This is a genomic window from Roseivirga echinicomitans (assembly GCF_001592935.1).
Lineage (GTDB): Bacteria > Bacteroidota > Bacteroidia > Cytophagales > Cyclobacteriaceae > Roseivirga > Roseivirga echinicomitans.
The window spans coordinates 18562-40180 of sequence record NZ_LRDB01000009.1; the positions used below are offsets into that span (position 1 = coordinate 18562).

The 21619-nt window shown below is 37.6% G+C and carries 19 protein-coding genes and 1 tRNA gene; 14 read left to right on the forward strand and 6 right to left on the reverse strand.

Annotated features, from left to right (window positions below; all coding sequences use genetic code 11):
• Nucleotides 1-11 precede the first annotated feature (11 nt).
• Nucleotides 12-1244 (forward strand): pyridoxal-dependent decarboxylase, encoded by a 1233-nt coding sequence (locus tag AWN68_RS08505; protein WP_068414051.1) that lies wholly within the window; start codon nucleotides 12-14, stop codon nucleotides 1242-1244.
• A 10-nt stretch (nucleotides 1245-1254) separates the two neighbouring features.
• Here AWN68_RS08505 and AWN68_RS08510 read toward each other — a convergent pair whose 3' ends face one another.
• The 3 genes from AWN68_RS08510 to AWN68_RS08520 all read right to left on the reverse strand — a co-directional run bounded on the left by AWN68_RS08510 (nucleotide 1255) and on the right by AWN68_RS08520 (nucleotide 3507).
• A complete protein-coding gene (locus AWN68_RS08510; protein WP_157716136.1) occupies nucleotides 1255-1818 on the reverse strand; it encodes a thioredoxin domain-containing protein in 564 nt (187 codons plus the stop codon).
• A 70-nt stretch (nucleotides 1819-1888) separates the two neighbouring features.
• Nucleotides 1889-3160 carry a 6-bladed beta-propeller gene (locus tag AWN68_RS08515; protein WP_068414055.1) on the reverse strand — a complete coding sequence of 424 codons (1272 nt, stop codon included), beginning with the start codon at nucleotides 3158-3160 and terminating at the stop codon, nucleotides 1889-1891.
• Between the two features lie 56 nt (nucleotides 3161-3216).
• Nucleotides 3217-3507 carry a hypothetical protein gene (locus AWN68_RS08520; RefSeq protein ID WP_068414058.1) on the reverse strand — a complete coding sequence of 97 codons (291 nt, stop codon included), beginning with the start codon at nucleotides 3505-3507 and terminating at the stop codon, nucleotides 3217-3219.
• 422 nt (nucleotides 3508-3929) lie between these two features.
• Between AWN68_RS08520 and AWN68_RS08525 the strand changes: the two genes are divergently transcribed.
• The 3 genes from AWN68_RS08525 to atpC all read left to right on the forward strand — a co-directional run bounded on the left by AWN68_RS08525 (nucleotide 3930) and on the right by atpC (nucleotide 7092).
• Nucleotides 3930-5150: a sensor histidine kinase gene (locus AWN68_RS08525; protein ID WP_068414061.1), complete on the forward strand. Its 1221-nt coding sequence runs from the start codon at nucleotides 3930-3932 to the stop codon at nucleotides 5148-5150.
• 176 nt (nucleotides 5151-5326) lie between these two features.
• Nucleotides 5327-6838: a F0F1 ATP synthase subunit beta gene (atpD, locus tag AWN68_RS08530; RefSeq protein ID WP_068414063.1), complete on the forward strand. Its 1512-nt coding sequence runs from the start codon at nucleotides 5327-5329 to the stop codon at nucleotides 6836-6838.
• A gap of 5 nt (nucleotides 6839-6843) precedes the next feature.
• Entirely contained in the window at nucleotides 6844-7092 is a 249-nt protein-coding gene (atpC, locus tag AWN68_RS08535; protein WP_053223906.1) for an ATP synthase F1 subunit epsilon, read from the forward strand.
• A 170-nt stretch (nucleotides 7093-7262) separates the two neighbouring features.
• On the opposite strand, the gene AWN68_RS08540 is transcribed toward atpC, so the two are convergent.
• Nucleotides 7263-8450 (reverse strand): HlyD family efflux transporter periplasmic adaptor subunit, encoded by a 1188-nt coding sequence (locus AWN68_RS08540; protein ID WP_157716137.1) that lies wholly within the window; start codon nucleotides 8448-8450, stop codon nucleotides 7263-7265.
• A 125-nt stretch (nucleotides 8451-8575) separates the two neighbouring features.
• The gene (locus AWN68_RS08545; protein WP_068414069.1) at nucleotides 8576-10783 is read right to left on the reverse strand and encodes a peptidase domain-containing ABC transporter; all 2208 of its coding nucleotides are present in this window, start codon (nucleotides 10781-10783) and stop codon (nucleotides 8576-8578) included.
• 167 nt (nucleotides 10784-10950) lie between these two features.
• Here AWN68_RS08545 and AWN68_RS08550 point away from each other — a divergent pair, with 167 nt between their 5' ends.
• The 10 genes from AWN68_RS08550 (at nucleotide 10951) to AWN68_RS08595 (ending at nucleotide 20986) form a co-directional block, all read left to right on the forward strand.
• On the forward strand, nucleotides 10951-12165 hold the full coding sequence (locus AWN68_RS08550) for a lanthionine synthetase C family protein (protein WP_068414072.1): 1215 nt from the start codon (nucleotides 10951-10953) through the stop codon (nucleotides 12163-12165).
• A gap of 9 nt (nucleotides 12166-12174) precedes the next feature.
• A complete protein-coding gene (locus AWN68_RS08555) occupies nucleotides 12175-14412 on the forward strand; it encodes a lantibiotic dehydratase family protein (protein ID WP_068414079.1) in 2238 nt (745 codons plus the stop codon).
• Nucleotides 14409-15317 carry a thiopeptide-type bacteriocin biosynthesis protein gene (locus AWN68_RS08560; RefSeq protein WP_068414082.1) on the forward strand — a complete coding sequence of 303 codons (909 nt, stop codon included), beginning with the start codon at nucleotides 14409-14411 and terminating at the stop codon, nucleotides 15315-15317. Before AWN68_RS08555 ends, AWN68_RS08560 begins: the two co-directional genes overlap by 4 nt.
• 7 nt (nucleotides 15318-15324) lie before the next feature.
• Nucleotides 15325-15669, forward strand: a complete 345-nt coding sequence (locus tag AWN68_RS08565; protein ID WP_157716138.1) for a LytR/AlgR family response regulator transcription factor — start codon at nucleotides 15325-15327, stop codon at nucleotides 15667-15669.
• Nucleotides 15670-15806: 137 nt separating this feature from the next.
• Complete coding sequence (locus tag AWN68_RS08570; RefSeq protein WP_068414088.1) at nucleotides 15807-16082, forward strand: hypothetical protein; 276 nt, start codon at nucleotides 15807-15809, stop codon at nucleotides 16080-16082.
• Between the two features lie 55 nt (nucleotides 16083-16137).
• A tRNA-Glu gene (locus AWN68_RS08575) sits at nucleotides 16138-16212 on the forward strand.
• A 178-nt stretch (nucleotides 16213-16390) separates the two neighbouring features.
• On the forward strand, nucleotides 16391-16948 hold the full coding sequence (locus tag AWN68_RS08580; RefSeq protein ID WP_068414091.1) for an RNA polymerase sigma factor: 558 nt from the start codon (nucleotides 16391-16393) through the stop codon (nucleotides 16946-16948).
• On the forward strand, nucleotides 16945-17637 hold the full coding sequence (locus AWN68_RS08585; RefSeq protein ID WP_068414094.1) for a tetratricopeptide repeat protein: 693 nt from the start codon (nucleotides 16945-16947) through the stop codon (nucleotides 17635-17637). The genes AWN68_RS08580 and AWN68_RS08585 overlap by 4 nt, the downstream gene beginning before the upstream one ends.
• Nucleotides 17634-20789 carry a CHAT domain-containing protein gene (locus tag AWN68_RS08590; RefSeq protein ID WP_068414097.1) on the forward strand — a complete coding sequence of 1052 codons (3156 nt, stop codon included), beginning with the start codon at nucleotides 17634-17636 and terminating at the stop codon, nucleotides 20787-20789. The genes AWN68_RS08585 and AWN68_RS08590 overlap by 4 nt, the downstream gene beginning before the upstream one ends.
• Nucleotides 20786-20986: a hypothetical protein gene (locus AWN68_RS08595; protein WP_068414098.1), complete on the forward strand. Its 201-nt coding sequence runs from the start codon at nucleotides 20786-20788 to the stop codon at nucleotides 20984-20986. The genes AWN68_RS08590 and AWN68_RS08595 overlap by 4 nt, the downstream gene beginning before the upstream one ends.
• A gap of 81 nt (nucleotides 20987-21067) precedes the next feature.
• On the opposite strand, the gene AWN68_RS08600 is transcribed toward AWN68_RS08595, so the two are convergent.
• On the reverse strand, nucleotides 21068-21475 hold the full coding sequence (locus AWN68_RS08600) for a TonB-dependent receptor plug domain-containing protein (RefSeq protein WP_068414099.1): 408 nt from the start codon (nucleotides 21473-21475) through the stop codon (nucleotides 21068-21070).
• Nucleotides 21476-21619 lie beyond the last annotated feature (144 nt).

Here is a 21619-nt window from a genome sequence, read left to right on the forward strand (position 1 = left end):
AAATTGAACTTATGTATTGGGAAAGTTACTCACATCAGCAAATTAAGGAAATCGTTTTTGACGCTTTAGAGCAGAATTTAGACTACAGAGAGAAGCCTGTTTTAGGTTTACCTGCCTCCTATCTGGATACAGAAGTATTTTATAATGATGCTCCCTTTCTGAAAGATGCCCCTTTCCTTTCTGCCCTGATTGCCAACCCCAACCATATTGGTTGTCACACCTTAAACGAATCAGAAGCTGCTTTTGAAGGAACGCACAAAATTGAAAAGGAACTGATTGACCTTTGTGCACAGCAAATTTTTGAAGGTGGAAATGAAGAGTTTGATGGTTATGTAGCTTCTGGCGGAACAGAAGCAAATATTCAAGCCATATGGATTCTGAAACGTTATTTTGAAGTAGAATTCAAAGTGAAGGCGAACGAAATTGGAGTTATTTTTTCTGAAGACGCCCACTATTCAATGCCGAAAGCTTGTAATCTGCTGAGTTTAAAATCTTACGTTTCGAAAGTAGACGACACTACGCGAAGGGTAACCAAACCGAGCATTGATGCTTGTGTTGAAAATGCGAAAGATGATGGGGTTAAGCACTTCATTGTAGTGATGAATATGTCTACTACCATGTTTGGTTCAGTGGATGATATCAATGAAATCACGGGTTGGCTAGATGATTTAGATACTAATTATATGGTACATATCGATGGTGCTTTTGGTGGTTACATTTATCCCTTCGCTACGGATAATCTTGACTATACTTTTCAAAACCAAAAAATCAATTCCTTTACTCTCGATGGTCACAAAATGCTTCAGTCGCCTTATGGTACGGGCATTTATTTGACTCGAAAGGGCTTTATGGAATATGCGCTTACAGAAGAAGCCAATTACGTAAAGGGGAAAGATTATACTTTGGTGGGTAGCCGTTCTGGTGCCAATGCTATAGCAGTCTGGATGATCATGCGCACCTATGGTGCAGAAGGGTGGAAGGCTAAAATTAAGCAGCTGCTTTCTAAAACCGATCGACTTTGCGGAAACCTTAATGAACGTGGAGTGGAATACTTCCGGAACCCTAAAATGAATATCGTCACCATTCGGGGCAAGTATGTATCCCCTGCTTTGGCCAAAAAGTATACGCTTGTACCCGACTCACATGGCACCAACGTGAAATGGTGGAAAATAGTAGTGATGGACCACGTACGACAAGGTGTAATCGATAGTTTCCTGAATGATTTGGATACCGAGTTGGGGTGACTAGGGTAAATTATGGGTTTTTAAAATGTTTCACCACAAGTGTTCTGTAATATTCTTTTGTGAAAATATCCCCACTAAGTGGTTTAAAATAATCAAGCATCATTAGCCCATTATCTACAACAATCACTATAGGGGAGCTCCCAAAGAATGAGTAAGCGTCATCTTTATTTAACAGATTGACAAAGTTGATATTCAAATCATAGTTTGATGTAAATACGCGAAACTCGCGCTCATTGGAATAATCCGTTACCACTATTATGTCCAATGGATTCATGTTCTCTTTAATTTGAGATATGTTAGCCATTTCTTCTTCGATACATGAATTACAAGTGTTTCTAGAAAAAAAGAACAAGAGGCTTTTATTATTTACTAATTTCGAAAGGAAGTTGTTCTTTAGTTTCTCATTATTAAGATGAATTAACTCAAAATCATTGACCCTATTTCCTCTTGCGTAAAGGCCTTCTTGAATAATTTTTTCTAGACTGGCTAATTTGGTTTGGAGCTGAGTCTCTTTCATAAAATCAAGCTCAATAATCTCATCTTGAAGGGCAATTAACTTATTTATTCTGCTCATTCTATAGGCATAAAAGATAGTTAATGCCACTATTAGCAATAAACTAATAGACAATAACTTATTCCTTGAATTAATTAAATTCATGTGTTCTAATAATTATGTTGTCTGAGAACTCAAGGGATTTAATTTGTGGAATTTTCTTTAACAGCTCAGCATAGTCATGAGGCTTCTCTTGCTTGACCTTCTCTACTATTCTCAATAATTTTGATGGCTCAATAAGAGATATGATCTTATTCCCTATCAAAAAACTAGGTTCAATTGCGGTTAATTGATCTATGTCATCAATCAACACTGCTCCTCCATTCACCTCTCCTGTCGTTCTTGAGATGAAAAACTTAAGAAGTCTGTTCTTGTAGAGTATTTTTATCATGAAATATTTATCACCAACTAATAGTTCTTCTATCACCGCCATACCTTTCTCCATTATTTGGCTTCGAATGTTCACAGGATTTCGTTTAAGCATCTCTATTAAAGCCTCCTTCTCTATCCACTTATCACCGAAATCCAAATGCATTAATTCAGTAACCTTGGAAGCTTCTAAATCAATTTGATGTATATCAGAAGTAAAGGGCTTAATGAAGAAAAAGTCATCTCCACTCCTTACCAACCTGTTATCATATCCTGTCCGAAGTTTCATATATAATTCAGGGTCAAAATAGAATCCTGAATTATTGATCTGAAGAGACTCATCGGAAGTCGCCACTATCATGTAGTTGGCAATAGTAGGAATATGACCATTTATCCTATTGAATGTGTTGAATAAAAAACCGTCTCGCTGATGGTGGAAATCATCAAATAAAAAAGGGATTCGATAGTCCTTTTTAAAGGATCCATCTTGAGCATAAACAAAAATTCTTCCTTGAAACTCAGAATGAATATAGATTTCTTCATTGTCAACAGATACATTGGTAGGGCTTAAGTATTCTCCCGGCCCTTGACCATAACGTCCAATTTTTGATAAAAAGGTTCCATCGCTTTTAAACTTAAATACTGACTTTGCTATCTTTGAATCAGCAATGACTAAATCGTCATTATTGAAAAAAAAATTATCAATTTCTCCAATTAGTGAGTTGTCTGAGGCCTCTAAAATTGTATAGCTTAAGTTTTTAGAGAAAGTTGAAATATTGACCCCCTTCCTAAAGTAATCATCCAAATCAATTTGAATAGTCAATGATTTAGAATCATCCGTATCAAATTCCTTGAAGTCAAGAGCTACTTGGTGTTCGGCATTTTGAAAAATTGGAACTTTTTGATCTTGAACTTTATACTCACTCCCTTTTTTTTCGCAACTGCTAACGAAAACAACAATAGTAGCCAAAATGGTTGAAACGAGTTTATTCATCTCTTTAAGTGGTTAATTGAGTTTTGAGAGCGAGAAAAAACCTCACTCTCATTTTGTTAACACTTCGATTCTTCTCTACAGACTGTATTGCCAACTACACAATCAATCCTGTTTCCTGACATAACAGAAACTTCTTGGTATCTGATTGAGACATTGCCTGACTGGTCTTGGACTTCCACTTCTATAGTGATAGTTCCATAACATGCATAATCTTTAGGAGCTTTGTCCTCACAATTACCCCATAAGTTACTCCACCAACTACATTCTTTGATATTGGCGTTACTTTGAATTGGGTTTAGAAATAGCATCACCACTGCAAGAGATACTATGTTTTTTAACTTTTTCATGTGATGAAATTTAAATTAATGCTTACTCTTTTTTGGGTATTCAGCTTCCCCCATAAGTCTTGTGTAGATTTTAATCATAAAAAACATATAGTTACTTATAATCTATTTAAACACTTAATATTAGTTATTTTATTTTAATATTTATATTTTTTGTATAAAAATGTTTAATGTTCTTAACTCATATATCGAACATATTGGGTTATGGCCACTGTTACTTGGCCGCCTAAACTAAAAAGACATGTTATTACCTGATTCACCTGGATCAGATGGAAGACTGTAGTGATGGACCACGTACAACAAGGTGTGATGGATAGCTTTCTAAATGATTTGGATACTATGTTAAGAACAGCTTAGTAACATACTTTGAATAAGAATGGGGTTCTGGGTATACATTGATTCATCTAATTTTCGTTACTTCCCATATGCAAAATCCGTTTAAGGGTTCTTTAAATATTGACTTTTACACCAATCAATCCACAATAAAATATATTGTATTGGTGGTAGCGGCCATCATTGGGGTGGGGTCAATAATTTACACTACCCAGCTGGTTGATGTCTTAAAGGAAAGGGAAAGAGAAAATATTAAGCTTTGGGCCAAGGCGGTTGAGTTTACTACCACAGCAGATGGTGCTTCACTCAACTTTATTACTGACAACATTATTCGTCCGGATAACTCACTGCCAGTTATTATACTGGACTCGGCCACTAACGAGATTCTGACCACAAGAAATATTGAAATCGACAGCTCCCTAAATACTATCCAAGCGGAAGACTTTTTGAAGAAGGCCTTGGCTCAAATGAAGACAGAAAATGATCCCCAGCCAATTCTATTCAGAGATCGGCCAGGTAGTAAAATTGTTAGCATTCAATACGTTTATTTCAGAAACTCTCGGCTTTTACGCCAACTCAGCGCCTATCCTTATATTCAACTTTCGGTGATTGCCATTTTTGCTTTCATTGCCTATTTGGCTTTTAGTTACTCCAGAAAAGCCGAGCAGAACCGTGTTTGGGTAGGCTTGGCAAAAGAAACTGCACATCAACTAGGGACGCCTCTTTCATCATTAATGGCTTGGGTGGAATACTTAAGAGAACTTCCGCAAATGGAAAACCGGCAAGACATTATTACCGAGCTGAACAAGGATGTGCAACGTTTAGAAATGATTACTTCCCGCTTTTCTAATATTGGCTCAGATCCAACGCTAAAAAATGAGGAAGTGTTCGAGGTAATTGAGGGAATCGTTGCATATCTAAAGCCGAGAGTTTCGTCCAAGGTATCATTTGTTATAGATGCCGATGCACCCAATCTCACTGCCAAAATGAACCGTCCACTTTTTGAATGGGTAATAGAAAACATTGTAAAAAATGGAATAGATGCCATGAGTGGTATTGGTAAAATAACCATTAATGTTGGGCAAGAATCGGAAGGAATGGTGTTTATAGATATTGCTGATGACGGAAAGGGCATCGCAAAAGGCAAAATCAAAGAAGTGTTTAAACCAGGGTTTACCACCAAAAAGCGTGGATGGGGCTTGGGTTTAACTTTGGTGAAGCGAATTATTGAGAACTATCATATGGGAAAGATCTTTGTAAAGTCGTCTCAGGCGGATGTAGGTACAGTCTTTAGAATTCTACTCAAAAATTGACACGACTATTGGTGTCCTTTATACAGTAATTGCAGCTATCTAGTTTTAAGTAGGGTATGCGCCAACATTTTGACCTCTATTTTCTTTATAAGCCTTTGGTTTAATCGGGATTAGACATACCTTTGCGCCAAGAAAAGTAAACCGCATTTTTCCTATCTAGATAAAAAAAATTAAGAATGGCAAATATTGGAAAGATCACCCAGGTAATTGGGCCAGTAGTAGATGTTAGTTTTGATGTGGAGGGGTCTAAGTTACCAAACATCCTTGACGCATTAGAAGTAACCAAAGAAAACGGTCAGAAAATTGTTCTGGAGTGTCAGCAACATTTAGGTGAAAACCGTGTAAGAACCATTGCGATGGATTCTTCAGAAGGTCTAACAAGAGGTACTGATGTTATAGATACTGGCAAACCAATCGCTATGCCAATTGGGGACGACATCAAAGGTCGTTTGTTCAATGTAGTTGGTGAGGCCATTGATGGTATTCCTCAACCAAAAGGAGACAGAAGATTACCTATTCACAGGTCTGCTCCTAAATTCGAAGATCTATCTACTTCAACCGAAGTATTGTTCACAGGAATTAAAGTAATCGACCTTATTGAGCCTTATGCAAAAGGTGGTAAGATTGGTTTGTTCGGTGGAGCTGGTGTTGGAAAAACGGTATTGATTCAAGAGCTTATCAACAACATTGCGAAAGGTCACGGTGGACTTTCTGTATTTGCTGGTGTTGGTGAAAGAACTAGAGAAGGAAATGACTTGCTTCGCGAAATGATTGAGTCAGGAATTGTAACCTATGGTGACGATTTCTTACACTCTATGGAGCAAGGTGGTTGGGACCTTTCAAAAGTAGATCAAGCTAAATTGGCTGAATCTAAAGCAACCTTCGTGTTCGGTCAAATGAACGAGCCTCCAGGTGCAAGAGCAAGAGTAGCCCTTTCAGGTCTTACTATTGCTGAGTACTTCCGTGATGGCGATGGCGATGGACAAGGAAAAGACATTTTATTCTTTATTGATAACATATTCCGATTTACCCAAGCGGGTTCTGAGGTATCAGCCCTTTTAGGTCGTATGCCATCTGCAGTAGGTTACCAACCAACATTGGCTACCGAAATGGGAGCGATGCAAGAAAGAATTACATCGACTAAAAATGGTTCAATTACTTCAGTACAGGCCGTTTACGTACCTGCAGATGATTTAACTGACCCTGCTCCGGCAACAACCTTTGCTCACTTGGATGCTACTACTGTACTTTCAAGAAAAATTGCTGAACTAGGTATTTACCCAGCGGTAGATCCTTTGGATTCTACTTCAAGAATTTTGACTGCTGATATTCTTGGCGATGAGCACTACGATTGTGCACAACGTGTAAAAGAAACGCTTCAGCGTTATAAAGAACTTCAAGACATTATCGCCATCCTTGGTATGGACGAATTGTCTGACGAAGATAAATTGATTGTAACTCGTGCTAGACGTGTACAAAGATTCCTTTCTCAGCCATTCCACGTGGCAGAGCAGTTTACTGGTCTAAAAGGAGTTTTGGTAGACATTAAAGACACCATCAAAGGTTTCAACGAAATCATGGATGGTAAACATGATGACTTGCCAGAAGCGGCTTTCAACCTTGTAGGAACTATTGAAGAAGCAAGAGAGAAGGGTGAGAAATTGATGGCTGAAGCTTCTAAATCGTAATGACTATGTTGCTCGAAATCGTAACACCAGATAAAAAAGTATTTGAAGGAGAAGTGAGCTCTGCTACCTTCACAGGTGCAGAGGGTGAGTTTCAAGTATTATCGAATCACGCTCCAATGATCAGTGCTTTAGGGAAAGGCCGAGTAAGTATTACTGCCTCTGGAAAAGTTGAGAATTTGATTATTGACGGTGGTGTTGTTGAGGTTTTGAATAACAACGTAATCGTACTTGCTGAATCAGTAATAGAAGGTTAAACAATCTTTAACAATATTTGAAAAGCCTCTTTGAGAAATCAGAGAGGCTTTTTTGTTTTTATATTGTCTTTTACTAAAATGGTACTACTTATAAAGGGTAACTGCAAATAGTTGAGTTCCTTTTTTCAAAGAATTCATATACAATAATGATGGTCATGAATTTTAGAGATCTAGTTTCTCCCAATCACTTTTCTTAGCTGGTAGAAGATTCTTTGTAAAACGGTTAGCTCTTCCGTTACAATTTCAGCAGAGCCTTGCATTTCCTGTTTAAATTCCATCGTTTTACCGAATGATGTTGTTAAACTATCAATATTTACTTGAACAGAATACTCGGCTAGACCTTGTTTAGGAACAGATGAAATATTCACCACAAGCCCGCTCAAGCTTCCCCATTCTGACTGAGGGTAATTATCAATTTTTATAATTACTCTTTGTCCTACTTTTACTTTTCCCGAATTTTGAACGGGCAAAACGACTTTCCCTATCAGCGACCCAATCTCTTCTGGTACAACAGTAAATAGGACTGTACCAGCATCAACATTTTGGTATTTAGTCCAAATATCAAATAGCGTCACTTTTCCAGCTATTGGGCTCTCAATAACATAGCTTTGCTCCCAACTTGCTATGGCATTCTTAAGGTTTTGAATTCCTTCCTTCAGTAGTTGAAGATTATTATGCTGTATTTCTTCATCACTAAGAAGTAACCTTGTTTTGTTTCCGTTTAAGGACGAAATACTAATCTGTGTATTGGCAATCTGCATCTGTAAACTTTCAAATCGCTGCTTATCTCCCAAATATGCTCTAGAACCTCTCTCAAACTCTACAGTTGAAATTACGCTACTGTCGAGTAAGCTAACATTACGTTGGTAAGCAACTAGAGATAATTCAAGCTCCTCCTTAAAGAGTTGAAGCTGATTGTTCTGTTTTTTTAGAAGTGTTTGTTGTTCTATAATTTGGTCAGCAATCAGCTCAGCTTGGACCTGATTTGGCTGGTTTTTTTGATAGAGCAGGTAATTTTGGCATTGGGCAATAAACTGATAATAATCACGCTGAACTTCTCCCAGAGACAAAGTTAAAGGAAATTCGTAGTTCAAAGAATCTAGGTCTGTTTCCCCTAATTGAAATTTAGTTATCTTATCCTTAACCCATAGAACATCATTTACCTCGGCAGTATTTTCAATAATTGCTAGTATCTCATTTTTTTCAACTTCTTTATCTGGTTTAGCAAATATATGAGAGATTTTACCTGAACTTCGTGCCCTAATATATACTGGTGGCTCAAGGCTGGTAACTGTAACTCTAGCTGGCACCACATCATCGTAGCTAATCAATGCCGCCCCCACAATTATTGAGATCACTATCAATAGAACAACAGTAATGCCCCACCTGATTACCCAATTAGGTGCTTGACCCATTATTTCAGTGACTGCATTTGATCTTACATCCAAGTCAATATTCTTAACCTTATTACTCGTCTTTCTTATCATGATCCAAGCTCTAATTGATTTTTAACCAGTTCGTAGTAAGCTCCTTTTTGACTTACCAATGCATCATGGTCGCCTGTTTCAATGATCCTTCCTTTGTCTAAAACTAGAATCTGATCAGCATTTTTTACAGTGCTTAAGCGGTGCGCTACCACTACCACTGTACGACCCTCATAGAACTCTGCCAAGTTCTCCATGATCATTCTTTCATTATTGGCATCCAATGAACTGGTAGCCTCATCGAAAAACAGGTATTTAGGGTCTTTATAAACAGCTCGCGCAATAAAAATACGTTGGGCCTGACCTCCACTGATATTCACACCACTACCTCCAATTTTAGTTTCTAATCCAGCAGGCAACTCTTCAATAAAGGTTTTGATATTAGCGATTCTAATCGCTTCATTTAATCTTTCAGAATCATTATTGCCGTTAGAATCTGATTCTGTGATATTCCGTGCTATGGTATCTCCAAACAGAAAGCCATCCTGCATAACTGTTCCACAAGACTTTCGCCATGTTTTAATACTTAAATCTGCCAATTTGGAGACTCCAACATGAATAGTTCCAGCTGTGGGCTCATAAAACCTAAGTAATAACTTTAATAAAGTAGTTTTACCACTGCCACTGGCACCAACGATGGCAGTTACTTTTCCTTCTGGGATGTTACAATTAACATTATCTAGCGCCAGGGCTGAGCTCTTACTGCCATACCTAAAACTCAAATTATTGAGATGAATATTAGCCACCGATGGAAGCACTTTGATGTTTGTTTGAAAAGGATCTTCCTCATCCTCTTTCATGTGAATTTCACCTAGTCGCTCGATACTAATTTTAGCATCTTGCCCTGCCTGAATAAAGGAAATAAAGTTTTGAATGGGCATGTTCAATTGCCCTATGATATATTGAACAGATAGCATCATACCAAGCGTGAGTTCTCCTGAAATCACTGCGCTTGCTGCCACGAATGTGATGAGTATATTTTTCACCTCATTGATAAATCCACCACCATTATTCTGAGTTTGGGATAGCGCAAGACTTTTGATAGAGACCTTAAAGAGTTTTACCTGAATGGCTTCCCATTCCCATCTCCTTCTTCGTTCAGAGCCATTAAGTTTGATCTCTTGCATTCCAGAGATAAGCTGATAAATGCTACTTTGATTATCCGATGCTTGGTCAAAACGTTTGTAGTCCAATTCTTTCCTTCTTTTTAAGAAGAGGACTGTCCAACCCACATAAATGACAGACCCTAGCATGAAAATGAGGAAGATAGTCAGGTTATAATAGGCTAAGACAACACCAAAAATAACCAAGTTAAAAGCCGAGAAAAGTGTGTTTAGCGTTGTTGATGATAAAAAACTTTGAATACGGCTATGATCGTGAATTCTCTGAACAATATCTCCTGTATTCTTTGAATCAAAAAATGAAATGGGTAGGCGCATCAACTTAATCAAAAAGTCAGCAATAAGGTTGATGTTAATTCTACTCGTCATATGCAAGAGCAACCAGCCACGAATAATACCTACAGTAGTTTGAGAAATAAATAGGGTAAGCTGAGCGATTAACATTAAGTAGATAAAACCAATATTCTGAAAGTTGATACCGTAGTCAACTACTGATTGCGTGATAAATGGAAAAATCAGTTGAAGCAAACTACCTACCAAGAGGCCTAAAAAAAGCTGTGCAATGTACTTATGGTAAGGCTTAAAGTACCTGAGCAGAAACTTGAAACCGAATTTTCTTGTGTCTTTACTGTCCTCATTTTCATAGAATAGAGGTGTCGGTTCAAGTGCCAACAGAAAGCCTTCAGATTCATTGCTGCTATCTTTCCCTAGCCACCCCTCCATAAATTCTTTAATACTATAAATCACCAAGCCATGTGCAGGGTCAGCCACATATACCCTGCGTTTTGTGATTTTATAGACAACTACAAAATGACGTTGTCGCCAGTGTGCAATACACGGTAAAAAGACTTCTTCTTTTAGAATCTCAAAGTTCACCTTAACCGGCAAAGAATGGAAGCCTAAATCCTCTGCTGCCTCAGCAATCCCACCCAAAGAAACCCCATCACGGCCGATGGCCGACCTCTCTCTTAAGTGATCTATTGAGATTTTTTTACCATGAAAATTGGTGATCATTCTGAGGCAAGTAGGGCCGCAGTCCATTTGGTCTAGCTGTTTAAAAAAAGGGAAAGCTTTGATGTAGCTCATATATCATAACAGACCTTATTTATATGTACACTAATGAAATCTTGAATTGTAAAGGCCTTATATGACTGTTGCAGAAACACTAAATAGGTAATCAAAAGATAAATATTTTTTAAAAGTGATTACCTCTAAGCCATTTCTGACAACACCTATTACAAACACAAACTCATATGTTGCAGAAAATTGATTTAGAAAAGAAGCTCGAAGAAATAGAAAAGGTGTTAGAGCAAAAGTATCTAGAGGATAGCCATCTAGGAGTATTGGCTGGACTATCGGGTATCTCACTCTTCTTCTTCTATTACGCTAAGTACAAGCAAGACAATAGGCCAGCGGAGATAGGCAGTTCTATACTTGAAGAATCTTTAAGCAGAATAAGTGAAGGGTACACTTTCTCTACATATTGCTCAGGGATTGCCGGGCTGGGGTGGGTATTTGAGCACCTATCTGAAAATGATTTAATAGATGTAGATAATGATCAGCTCCTACCAGATTTAGAGGATTACCTATATATAAAAATGACGCAGGATATAAATGCTTGTCATTATGATTTTCTACATGGTGCAATAGGTTACGGTCTTTACTTTTTAAAACGATTTAAAAACACTCAATCACCAGATCTCAAAAAAAAATATCAGTCCTATATACAAGAATTGATTAATGGGCTAAAGAAAATATCAGAAGAAGACGAGCATGGTATTAAATGGTCTTCAGAAATAAACAAGACTGAGATTAAACCTAAAACGGTATATAATCTTAGTCTTTCCCATGGCATTTCAAGTATCACAAACTTTCTTGCTAGGGCTTATGAGTTCCCGGAGTTTAGACAACAGTCTCTACCGCTGCTAAAAGGAAGCGTGAGTTATATTCTAGCACAAGAAAAAGTCATAGGACAATCACTTTATCCTAGTGTAGTCCCCAAGGATTCTGAGGATGAACAAACTCAAGCGCGCCTCTCTTGGTGCTACGGAGACTTAGGAGTTGGTATGTCTCTATATAAAGCTTCACAAGTGCTTAAGGATTCAAATTTAAAAGAGCATGCAATTCGAATTTTACTTCATACCACAAATAGGAAAGAACTGAAATCATGCGGAATAGTAGATGCCAGCCCGTGCCATGGTGCTTTTGGGCTTGCACAGATTTATGGCACCGTTTTCAATCAGACCCAAATTAAAGAGTTTAAAAGTGCATGTGATTACTGGATGGCCGCAGGACTAAACCTTGCGATTTATGAGGACGGTTATGCAGGATATAAACAACACAAACATAATCAACCTCGCACTAATGAAGTCAGTCTATTGGAGGGAATTGCTGGCATAGGGCTATGTATAATCTCTTACCTCTCTGACTTCGAGCCTAATTGGGAAGAATCTTTAATGATCAAATAATCTCCTACCATGAAAAGTAACCCCTACAGAAGTTTTGATAAATATGTATTGAGGACTCCTTTGCTTCCGGTGACTTCCTTTGAAGAGTTGACCAAAGAAAACCATGTTGAAACTCAGGTCTTGAGGCAGACTTTTGCTGGAAATACCATTATTCGAGAAGCTATTTTTTTGGCCTCTCCTATCCTTTATGGACAGTTAGAAAAGTGGTGCGCCAATGAAATAACGGATAAGAAGGAAGTCGAAAAATTGACGTATTCCCTGCTTAAATATTTGAGTCGAATGTGTTCTCGATGTACACCATTTGGATTGTTTGCAGGTACTGGAGTTGGGTCTTTCGATGAATTTACCAAAATAGAGTTGGATCAGTATGCAAAATTTGAGAGACATACTCGTTTCGACATGAACTACCTCATTGCATTGTCTCAAAACTTAACTAAGGATCAGGCCATTAAACAACAGTTGCTTTTTTACCCAAACAGTAGCTTATACCGTATTGGCAACGAGTGGCGGTATATCGAATACCATTACAATAAGAGCAATAGGCGTGTTCACCAGATGGTATCATTGGAAGATGCCGATTACTTGCGGGTAATTATTTCGGCTGCCAAAACAGGGGCATACCTCTCCGATTTATCTCAACTCTTAGTTGACGATGATATTTCTAATGAAGAAGCTTCTTCGTTTATTGACGAGTTGGTCAATAGTCAGCTTCTAATTAGCGAATTAGAGCCTGCTGTTTCTGGACCAGAGTTCTCAGACCAGTTGATGGCTTGTCTAAAAAAATTAAAAGGTGTCAAGCCTATTATAAAGACCCTTGAAGAGGCTGAACAAAGCATACAACTTCTAGATAGAAGACTGGGTAACCCTACCAAGGATTACATCAACATAACAGACGCTATAAAAACTTTAGGAACAAAGTTCGAGCTGAAACATATGTTTCAAACCGACATGGTTCTATCCCTGGAAGAAAATAGGTTGAATAGTACCGTCAAGGATCAGGCATTAAAAGTTATGACTCTTCTGGCTAAAATCACCCCACCGAGAGAAGAAACTATGCTCAGTCAGTTTGGTAAGGCATTTTATGAACGTTTTGAAGGTAGAGAAGTGCCATTAGCCAGAGCGCTAGATGTAGAGGTGGGTATTGGTTACAAACAAAACCAAGGAAGTGGAGATGTTAACTATCTTATTGATGATATTATAACGCTGGACAGCAAGAAAAACTTTACCAGCTCACTGAGTTTGACCGCTGCCCAACAAATTCTGCACAGAAAACTTATTGATAGTATTAAACTTCAACAGCCTGTAATTTATTTAAGTGATAAGGATTTTGAACAATTCAACGTCAACTGGGAAGACCTACCGGATACACTACCCACTATGATTCAAGTAGTCCACGAAGGTGATGAGGAGAAAATACTCATATCTGGTTTTGGTGGATCTTCTGCAGCCAATCTCTTAGCCAGGTTCTGCCACGGAGATAAAGAAATTGACTCATATATACGCGAAATTACTAGCCAAGAGTTGAAGCTTAACCCAGATAGGATTTTAGCTGAAATTGTTCACCTACCAGAATCACGTGTTGGGAACATTCTGATGCGACCAGTGCTCAGGGACTATGAAATACCTTACCTAGCCAAGTCTATTTTACCAATAGAAAATCAACTGAGCATAGATGATTTGGTAATTAGCGCAACCCCTAATGGCACAGTTACCCTTAAATCATTATCACAAAACAAAGAAGTGATCCCTAGGCTATCCAATGCTCATAATTTTTCAAGCCAGTCTCTACCGATCTATCATTTTTTAGCTGATTTACAAACTCAAGGAAAACGCATGCTAGGCTTTGGCTGGGGTAGTATAGCCGAGCTTTACAATTATCTACCAAGGGTAGAATATGACGGGATAATATTAAGCAAGACCCAATGGACTATTGCTAAAAAAGACATTGAGCAGATGACCAAGGCTGGTGCCGATGATGACAAGCTTGAAGCAGCGCTGAAATTATGGAATGAAACACATCAAATTCCTCATTATGTGTTACTGGTAGAAGGAGATAATGAGCTTCTCATTAACACTCATAACCTAACCTCAATACGGATGCTCCTCAATGAAGTAAAAAAGAGAGAGCAGTTTAGACTAAGTGAATTTCTACATGACAATGAAACAGTCGTCAAGCAAGGCAAAAATCATTATACCAATCAGGTCATCATGTCCTTTGTGAATACTCAAAAAAGCATAAGCAAATGAACAGCAAGATAGATACAACCCAAAGGTCATTTATGATTGGCGACTCATGGCTTTATTATAAATTATATACTGGTCATAAGCTGGCAGACCAAGTCTTAGCAGAGGCAATCAGACCATTAACCCAAGAACTACTTGATAAAGGGATTATAGAAAAATGGTTCTTTATACGCTATTCAGACCCTAAATTTCATTTGAGAATACGATTTTTCTTTAATAATAAAGAAGCTGTTTCTACTATCATAGCGGCATTTAACCAAGCGCTACTGCGCTATACCAAGGAAGACTTAATCTGGAAAATCCAAGTAGAGGATTATCATCGCGAATTAGAACGGTATGGTCAATCCACAATGGAGGAATCAGAGTCTTTATTTCTACATGATAGTCAATTTGTAGTGAGGCTTTTGGACTTAATTGAAGGTCAAGAAGGAGAAGAGTTAAAGTGGCTATTGGGGCTTAGAGGAATTGATAGTCTCTTAAACGCTTTTGATTACTCTTTAGAAGACAAACTGGCCCTAGCAGATAAATTAAAGACTGGATTTGCTTATGAATTTGGTATGTCGCGATTCTTAAAAAAGCAGTTAGACGACAAGTATCGGAGCCTAAGAAAGAAAATAGACGATTTCCTAGGCGAAAAACTAGAACAAGACTTGGAGCTAACGCCATTGCTAAAATTGATAAAGGAGAGAGAGGCTGGGTTTCTGTCCATCGCCAAACAATTACGATTGAGAGAAAAGAATCAGTCTCTCGAGAAATCACTAGACGACCTGATGGCTAGCTATATCCACATGTTTATGAATAGATTATTTCGATCTCAGAACCGGAAGTATGAATTGGTCATTTATGACTTTGTATACCGCACTTACACTTCACAAAATGCGAGACTAAAGTTTCAAAATTTAAAATAGAATGGGTATGACCACAGAAAGACAAGACAATATTCTCATCCCGACCACAAAGGGCTTGCAGCTAGAAAAGACAAACAATATACAGAATATCTGTGCGGAAGGCAGTTATTGTGAGCTTATGCTAATCTCTGGTGCTAAGCATATGATCAGTAAGAATTTATCGAGTCTAACTAAGTTATTGCCAAGCCATACCTTTTTTAGAATCCACACCTCTGTAGTAATTAACATCGCCCATATTAAAGAAGTGATTGGTACGGAAGTGGTGATGAGCAATGATTGCCGATTCCCGATTGCACAACGTAGGAAAAAGGAATTTGTGGATTTTCTTAAGCGCAACTCACTTTCCTTATGAGATTCATTTATCAAGGCTTTCCCATCGTTTTTGCTTGTAAGTAAAGCGTTCTTAAAGAATATATTATCATTTGAATATCAAGTCTTTATCATATTTACCTTAGTTATGAATTAAATGTTTAATAAAAATTAATAATTATGAAAAAGCAAAAATTTAACGGAAAGCTAAGGCTTAAGAAAAACGTGATTTCAGGTTTTAATGCTGCGCAAGTGCGTGGGGGAATGACTGCTAATTGCCCATTCACTGCCACTGACGGTTTCCTCACTTGTGGTGATCTCTCAGAGTGTTGTGATACACTATGGGGTACACCAACTTGCGGTGGTGCCTGTAATCTCACACAAGACCCCGGTTGCGTAAGTGGAACGCCTGATTGTCATACAGTACATATTAATACAGACTGCCCTTGTCTATAGTTTTTAGGTTTTTGAGTAAGCCCTTTTGGCATTATAGGGCTTGCTTTTTTAACATAATCCGTTCGTCTAGGGGTTAGGACGTCAGGATTTCATCCTGAAAACAGAGGTTCGATTCCTCTACGGATTACCAATTGCCTTTATGGCTAAATTTTTTCAGCCTCCATTTCGAACAAGTGTCCAATTCTTCATACTGAAGGATAATAGGATGATCTAAAAATCTAATATATTTGGGTTGTATTGGTTCATAGTCTACTTTCACGTATAATCAGACTGATCAATACATACATTTATCATTTTTTTAATCTTAAATGAACCCAGATCTACTTGTAGATAATATTCTCTCTAAAAATTTAAGGTTACGGGAAAAAGCGTTTCTATTTATTTATCGTAAGTGCTATCCTAAAGTTAAGCAGTATGTACTTAAGAACAGTGGTAATGTGGAGGCAGCCGAAGATGTATTTCAGGAAGCCATAAGCATAACCTACTTTAACTTGCTCGAAAATAAATTTCGAGGAGACTCTTCTTTAGTACATTATGTAATTGGAATAGCTCGAAACCTTTGGTTACATAAACTCAGAAAGAAAACACTGCCTACCAGCCCAATTGAGGGTAACGAGCTTAGTGAAAATGACGATCCAGGGCAAATTGACATTAGCCTACTTAATTACATATTGGCAAAGCTTAATCATGGTTGTCGTCAGATCTTAAAAAACTTTTACTTTAATGAAATGAGCATGGAAGAAGTAGCTAAAAATAGCAACCTTGGTAGTGCTCAAGCAGCGAAAACTAAAAAACTCAGGTGCATGAAAAAGTTAACCACTCTGATTGAAGAGCACGGATTAAAAAACCATGATTTTAGATTATGAGTATAGTTGATAAATATATTGAATTCTTTGATGCGTATGACCGTAATGAGCTTTCTCAGAAAGAGGTACAGGCTTTTAAAGAACGAATAATTAATGATGAGAAGTTTAGAGTAGCATATGAGGAGTATAGCAAACAGGTTAATCTATTAAAAGCACTTGGTGCTCGCGATCAAATGAGATCAATCATGGACAAGGAAGAAAAAAGAAAAGTATTAAAACTCAAAATTTTCATTCCCTTAGGTATAGCCGCTAGTTTTCTATTATTGATGTTCATTTTTACGGAAAGAAAAATAGACAATCAGCAGTTGTTTGAGACTTATTTTGAGCCATTTCCAAATTTGATAAGCTCCAGAGAAAAAGTCAGTCTGCTAGACGGGGGACTTAGGGCTTATAGTAATTCGGATTATGAAAATGCATTGAAGATTTTTAGAACCTTATCAAACGCTAGCGACACACTTTATTTTTATCAAGGGATGAGTCATGTGTCACTAAAAAGAGCAGAGGAGGCCATCGACAGTTTTGATCACATTGGCCCTGAAAGTTATTTTTATCTGCCCTCCGTATGGTATAAGGGACTTTCATATTTGTTAATTAATGAGACAGATTCAGCCGCTTTCTATATACAGAAAGCTGATTCTAGCGGTTATGGCGATGAAGAGCTACATGAACTTCTTAATTCTTTAAAATGAAAACTTTATTTATGCCTTATCGAAGATACGCATTAGTACTCCTGTTAATGCTTTATGTATTTGGCTTAATAGGACAAGATAAGTTTGATAAAGAGTCTCTGACTGACTCCCTTTTGAGAGAGGCAGGGGCTTATAAGCAAGCTTTCTCACTCGATAGTTCAATTCTTTTCTATGAGCTGGCGTCAAGGGAATTGCTGAAGGAAGTAGATACAGCTGGCTACATGCTAGCAAAAATAAGCATCGGAGAAATTTATGGAACCAAAGGAGATTTTAGCAAGGCACTACAAATGTTTGATAGTGTTATTCAAGTTACGAAAGGGAAGGCTTGGGGTAAGCCTAAATTCGAGGCGCACAATAGGAAAGCCTTTGAATTGATATCACAGCGTAAGTTTAGTGAATCCATAGAGGTTCTTGACCAAGCGATACAATTTAACTTTGATAAACAAACTAAGGAAGGTCTGGCTAGGAATGCCCGTATTTCATTATTGAAAGCCTTTGCGTATTTACAAATGAATAAACTTAAAGACTCAGAAGAACAGTTTGAGAGAAGCAGACATCTATATGACTCATTGAGCATGAAAAATGAATTAGCTGAGGTGCTCAATCATTTTGGGGCTTTGAAAAGTGCCCTTTTTAAAGGCGATGAAGCCATTTCATTTTTCAATGAATCAAAAGAAATATATCAAAGTGGACCGAATGAGCCTAATCCCACAAACATGGCGAGCCTCTATAATAGTATTGGTGAAGCATATAAATTCATGGGAATGATATCTCATGCTATAAACAGTTTTGAAAAGGCGGAAAAATTGCTCTCATCTATAGACCCGAATTTTCAAAACCTAGCAATAATTTATACGCATTTGGGGGAGGCATACAAAAAGAATGGAGAGCCTGAAAAGGGGCTTGAGGTTATAAATAAAGCTGTCTCTCTCTCAAAGTATCACTTTGGAAATGATAGTCAATGGACTTTCCGTACCCTATTAATGCGTGGTGAAATTTACAAAGCACTATCTTTAAATAGGAAGGCGATAGAATCGTTTGATGAGATACTCACAAAGTCACATGGCGATCACCCCAAGGAAATGCTGGATATTTTTGCTTTAACTACTCATGAAAAGGGAGGGGCTTTGATTGAGATGGGACAAGTGGAAAAGGGGATAGATTATATGAGAAAGGCCATTATGATGTCGATTGGGTCAGGAGATTATTTCGAGTTTTCAACTCTACAGCTTCAAAAAGGGCTTGGTAATGCATTTTTGAAACTCAGTGAACCCGATTCTGCGGCAAAATATTATCAACAAGCACTTAACTTTGATGAAAAATTTGTGAATAACGGTGTGGCTAATCCACAAGCAGCACATTATTTTGAACGGTATGAGGTTTTTTTTCTTAGAGCAGAGAGTTTTGAAATGATGCATAAGAGAGATCAAAATATTGCATGGTTAGACTCAGCTTACCAAATGCTGTCTTTAGCAGAAAAAGAGATCAGCTATTACAGAGAATACCCAAGTAGATTGGCAGATAAGCTTCAAACTAGTTCTGTGATCTCTCAATTACATAATACTGGTATAAGAATATGTTATGAACTTTTTAAGTTGACTGGTATAAGTAAGTACGCTGAATATGCATACCTCTTGGGTGAGCAAAGTAAGTCCAATCAGGCGCTTTTTAATTCTGAGACTGAGATACATTTAAGTATACCAGACTCTTTACTAATCCGAGAAAAAAATCTCCACGCAACTCTTTCTTCATTGGAGACATTGCTGTATCAGGAGTTAAAGCAGACAACCCCCGATACACTTGAGGTAGAAACCTTGAGAGAAAGAATTATAAAAGCAACGGATGGGGTAATAAGACTGTCAATAGACATTAAGTCTCATTTCCCTGGGTATTTTGAACTGAGGTATAATAGAGATTATCTAGACATAAAGCGGTCGCAAGAGCTAATCTTAAAGAATGACGATTTACTTATTAACTATTATTACTCTACTGAGGATAAGGAGATATATAGGTTTGAGATAAGCAAATCAAATTTCAGTTTCACTAAACAAGAATTGGACGAAAACTTTGAGCTATCCCTTACTCAGTTTTTAGATAACTTGAGAATACCAAATGTGAGTCTAGAATCACTCAACTCGTATATTCAGCTATCAAAGAAATTAACTAAAGTACTCTTACCTAGCATAAATAGGTTAAAACCTAATAGCTCTGTTCTTGTAATCCCTGATGGCCCACTTCATCTTCTACCGTTTGAGGCACTGCTAAAAGATGAAGAAATATTGGCAGAAGGTTTTCGTGATTTACCATATCTTATAAATGACTTTAATTTTCATTATGGTACTTCTTCAACGCTGCTTGAAAAGCAAATAGAAAAAAGGAAAGGAACTTCAGATAATACTGTCGTGTCATTTGCTCCAGTGTTTGGGGATGATGTATTGACTGATGAAGGAGTTGCTGATTCTACGAGAGCTTCGTTGGGACTATTGGCGTATACTGAGAAAGAAACTCAAAATATAAGTAAACACTTTAAGAATATATCTTTTCTTGGCGCTCAAGCAACAGAACGACAATTTCGTAAATCGGTATCTATATATCCTATAATACATGTAGCGAGCCATGGCTTAGCAGATCCTGCTAACTCCCTCTACTCAAAGCTTTTATTTTCACCATTTGATCTAGATTCCATTAATGACGGGTTTCTTAGTACCCGTGAGATTTTGGGCATGAGTATTCCAGCCAAGATGGTTGTGCTTAGTGCTTGTAACACAGGTTCAGGGAGTATTTTAGGTGGAGAAGGAGTCATGAGTCTTTCATATGGATTCTTTTACGCGGGTGCTCAAAGCCTCATCATGACTTTATGGACTGCGAATGATGAAAGCACAGCAAGTTTGATGGATAGTTTCTATGAGAATTTATCTAAAGGGGACGCAAAAAGTCAGGCACTAAGGGCAGCTAAGCTAGACTATCTTGAAAATACAAATTCACTTTCAGCACACCCCTATTACTGGTCACATTTTGTAGTACATGGAAGTAATACACCTATAGTGAAAAGCGGGGTTTCCTTTAAATATTTAATTCTAATTTCATTGATTTTTGCATCTGCAATAATCTTTGTATTTCTGCAATATCGAAGTAGGTTAAGCAAGAAGTGAGCTCTGCTACTTTCACAGGTGCAGAGGGTGAGCTTCAAGTATTATCAAATCACGCTCCAATGATCAGTGCTTTAGGGAAAGGCCGAGTAAGTATTACTGCCTCTGGAAAAGTTGAGAATTTGATTATTGACGGTGGTGGTGTTGAGGTTTTGAATAACAACGTAATCGTACTTGCTGAATCAGTAATAGAAGGTTAAACAATCTTTAACAATATTTGAAAAGCCTCTTTGAGAAATCAGAGAGGCTTTTTTGTTTGTCTTGAATATGGAGAAAACAGTTTACTTGGCATTAATAGTTGTGATTTGAACCACACCGTATAATCCTGCGTCACCATATCTTGAGGTGGCCTGCATACCTCTAACTGTTTTAATACTTTTTACCATAACTGGAGTTAGCATTCCATTAAGGTTCACTAATGAGCTACCGACTGGAATTCCATCTACAACAAACAAAGGTTCTCTGTTGGTGGCATTAGTAGTGTTATATCCACTCATAAATACTTTAGCACTGCTACCGTTACCCATAACCCTTAGGCCTTGAACGCTTTGAAGCACCTCTACCAAGGTATTATACTGTGAATAATCCTTTACTGCCTTTTGTCTATTGGCAGTGCCTGAGGTACTGCTACAGGCAAATAGGAATAGACTGAAAGCCGCAGTCATAAATAATAGTTGAAATTTTTTCATGGACTTAAAGTTAAGAAGAAAAAAAAGGGCTCCCTAATAATTAGAGAGCCCTTAAGTTAATTAAAATAAGACTATTGTTTAGTTAATCTTATTTCAGATCTAATGCTTGATAAGGCACCTCCCCCAGTATCAGCTCTAGTGTGA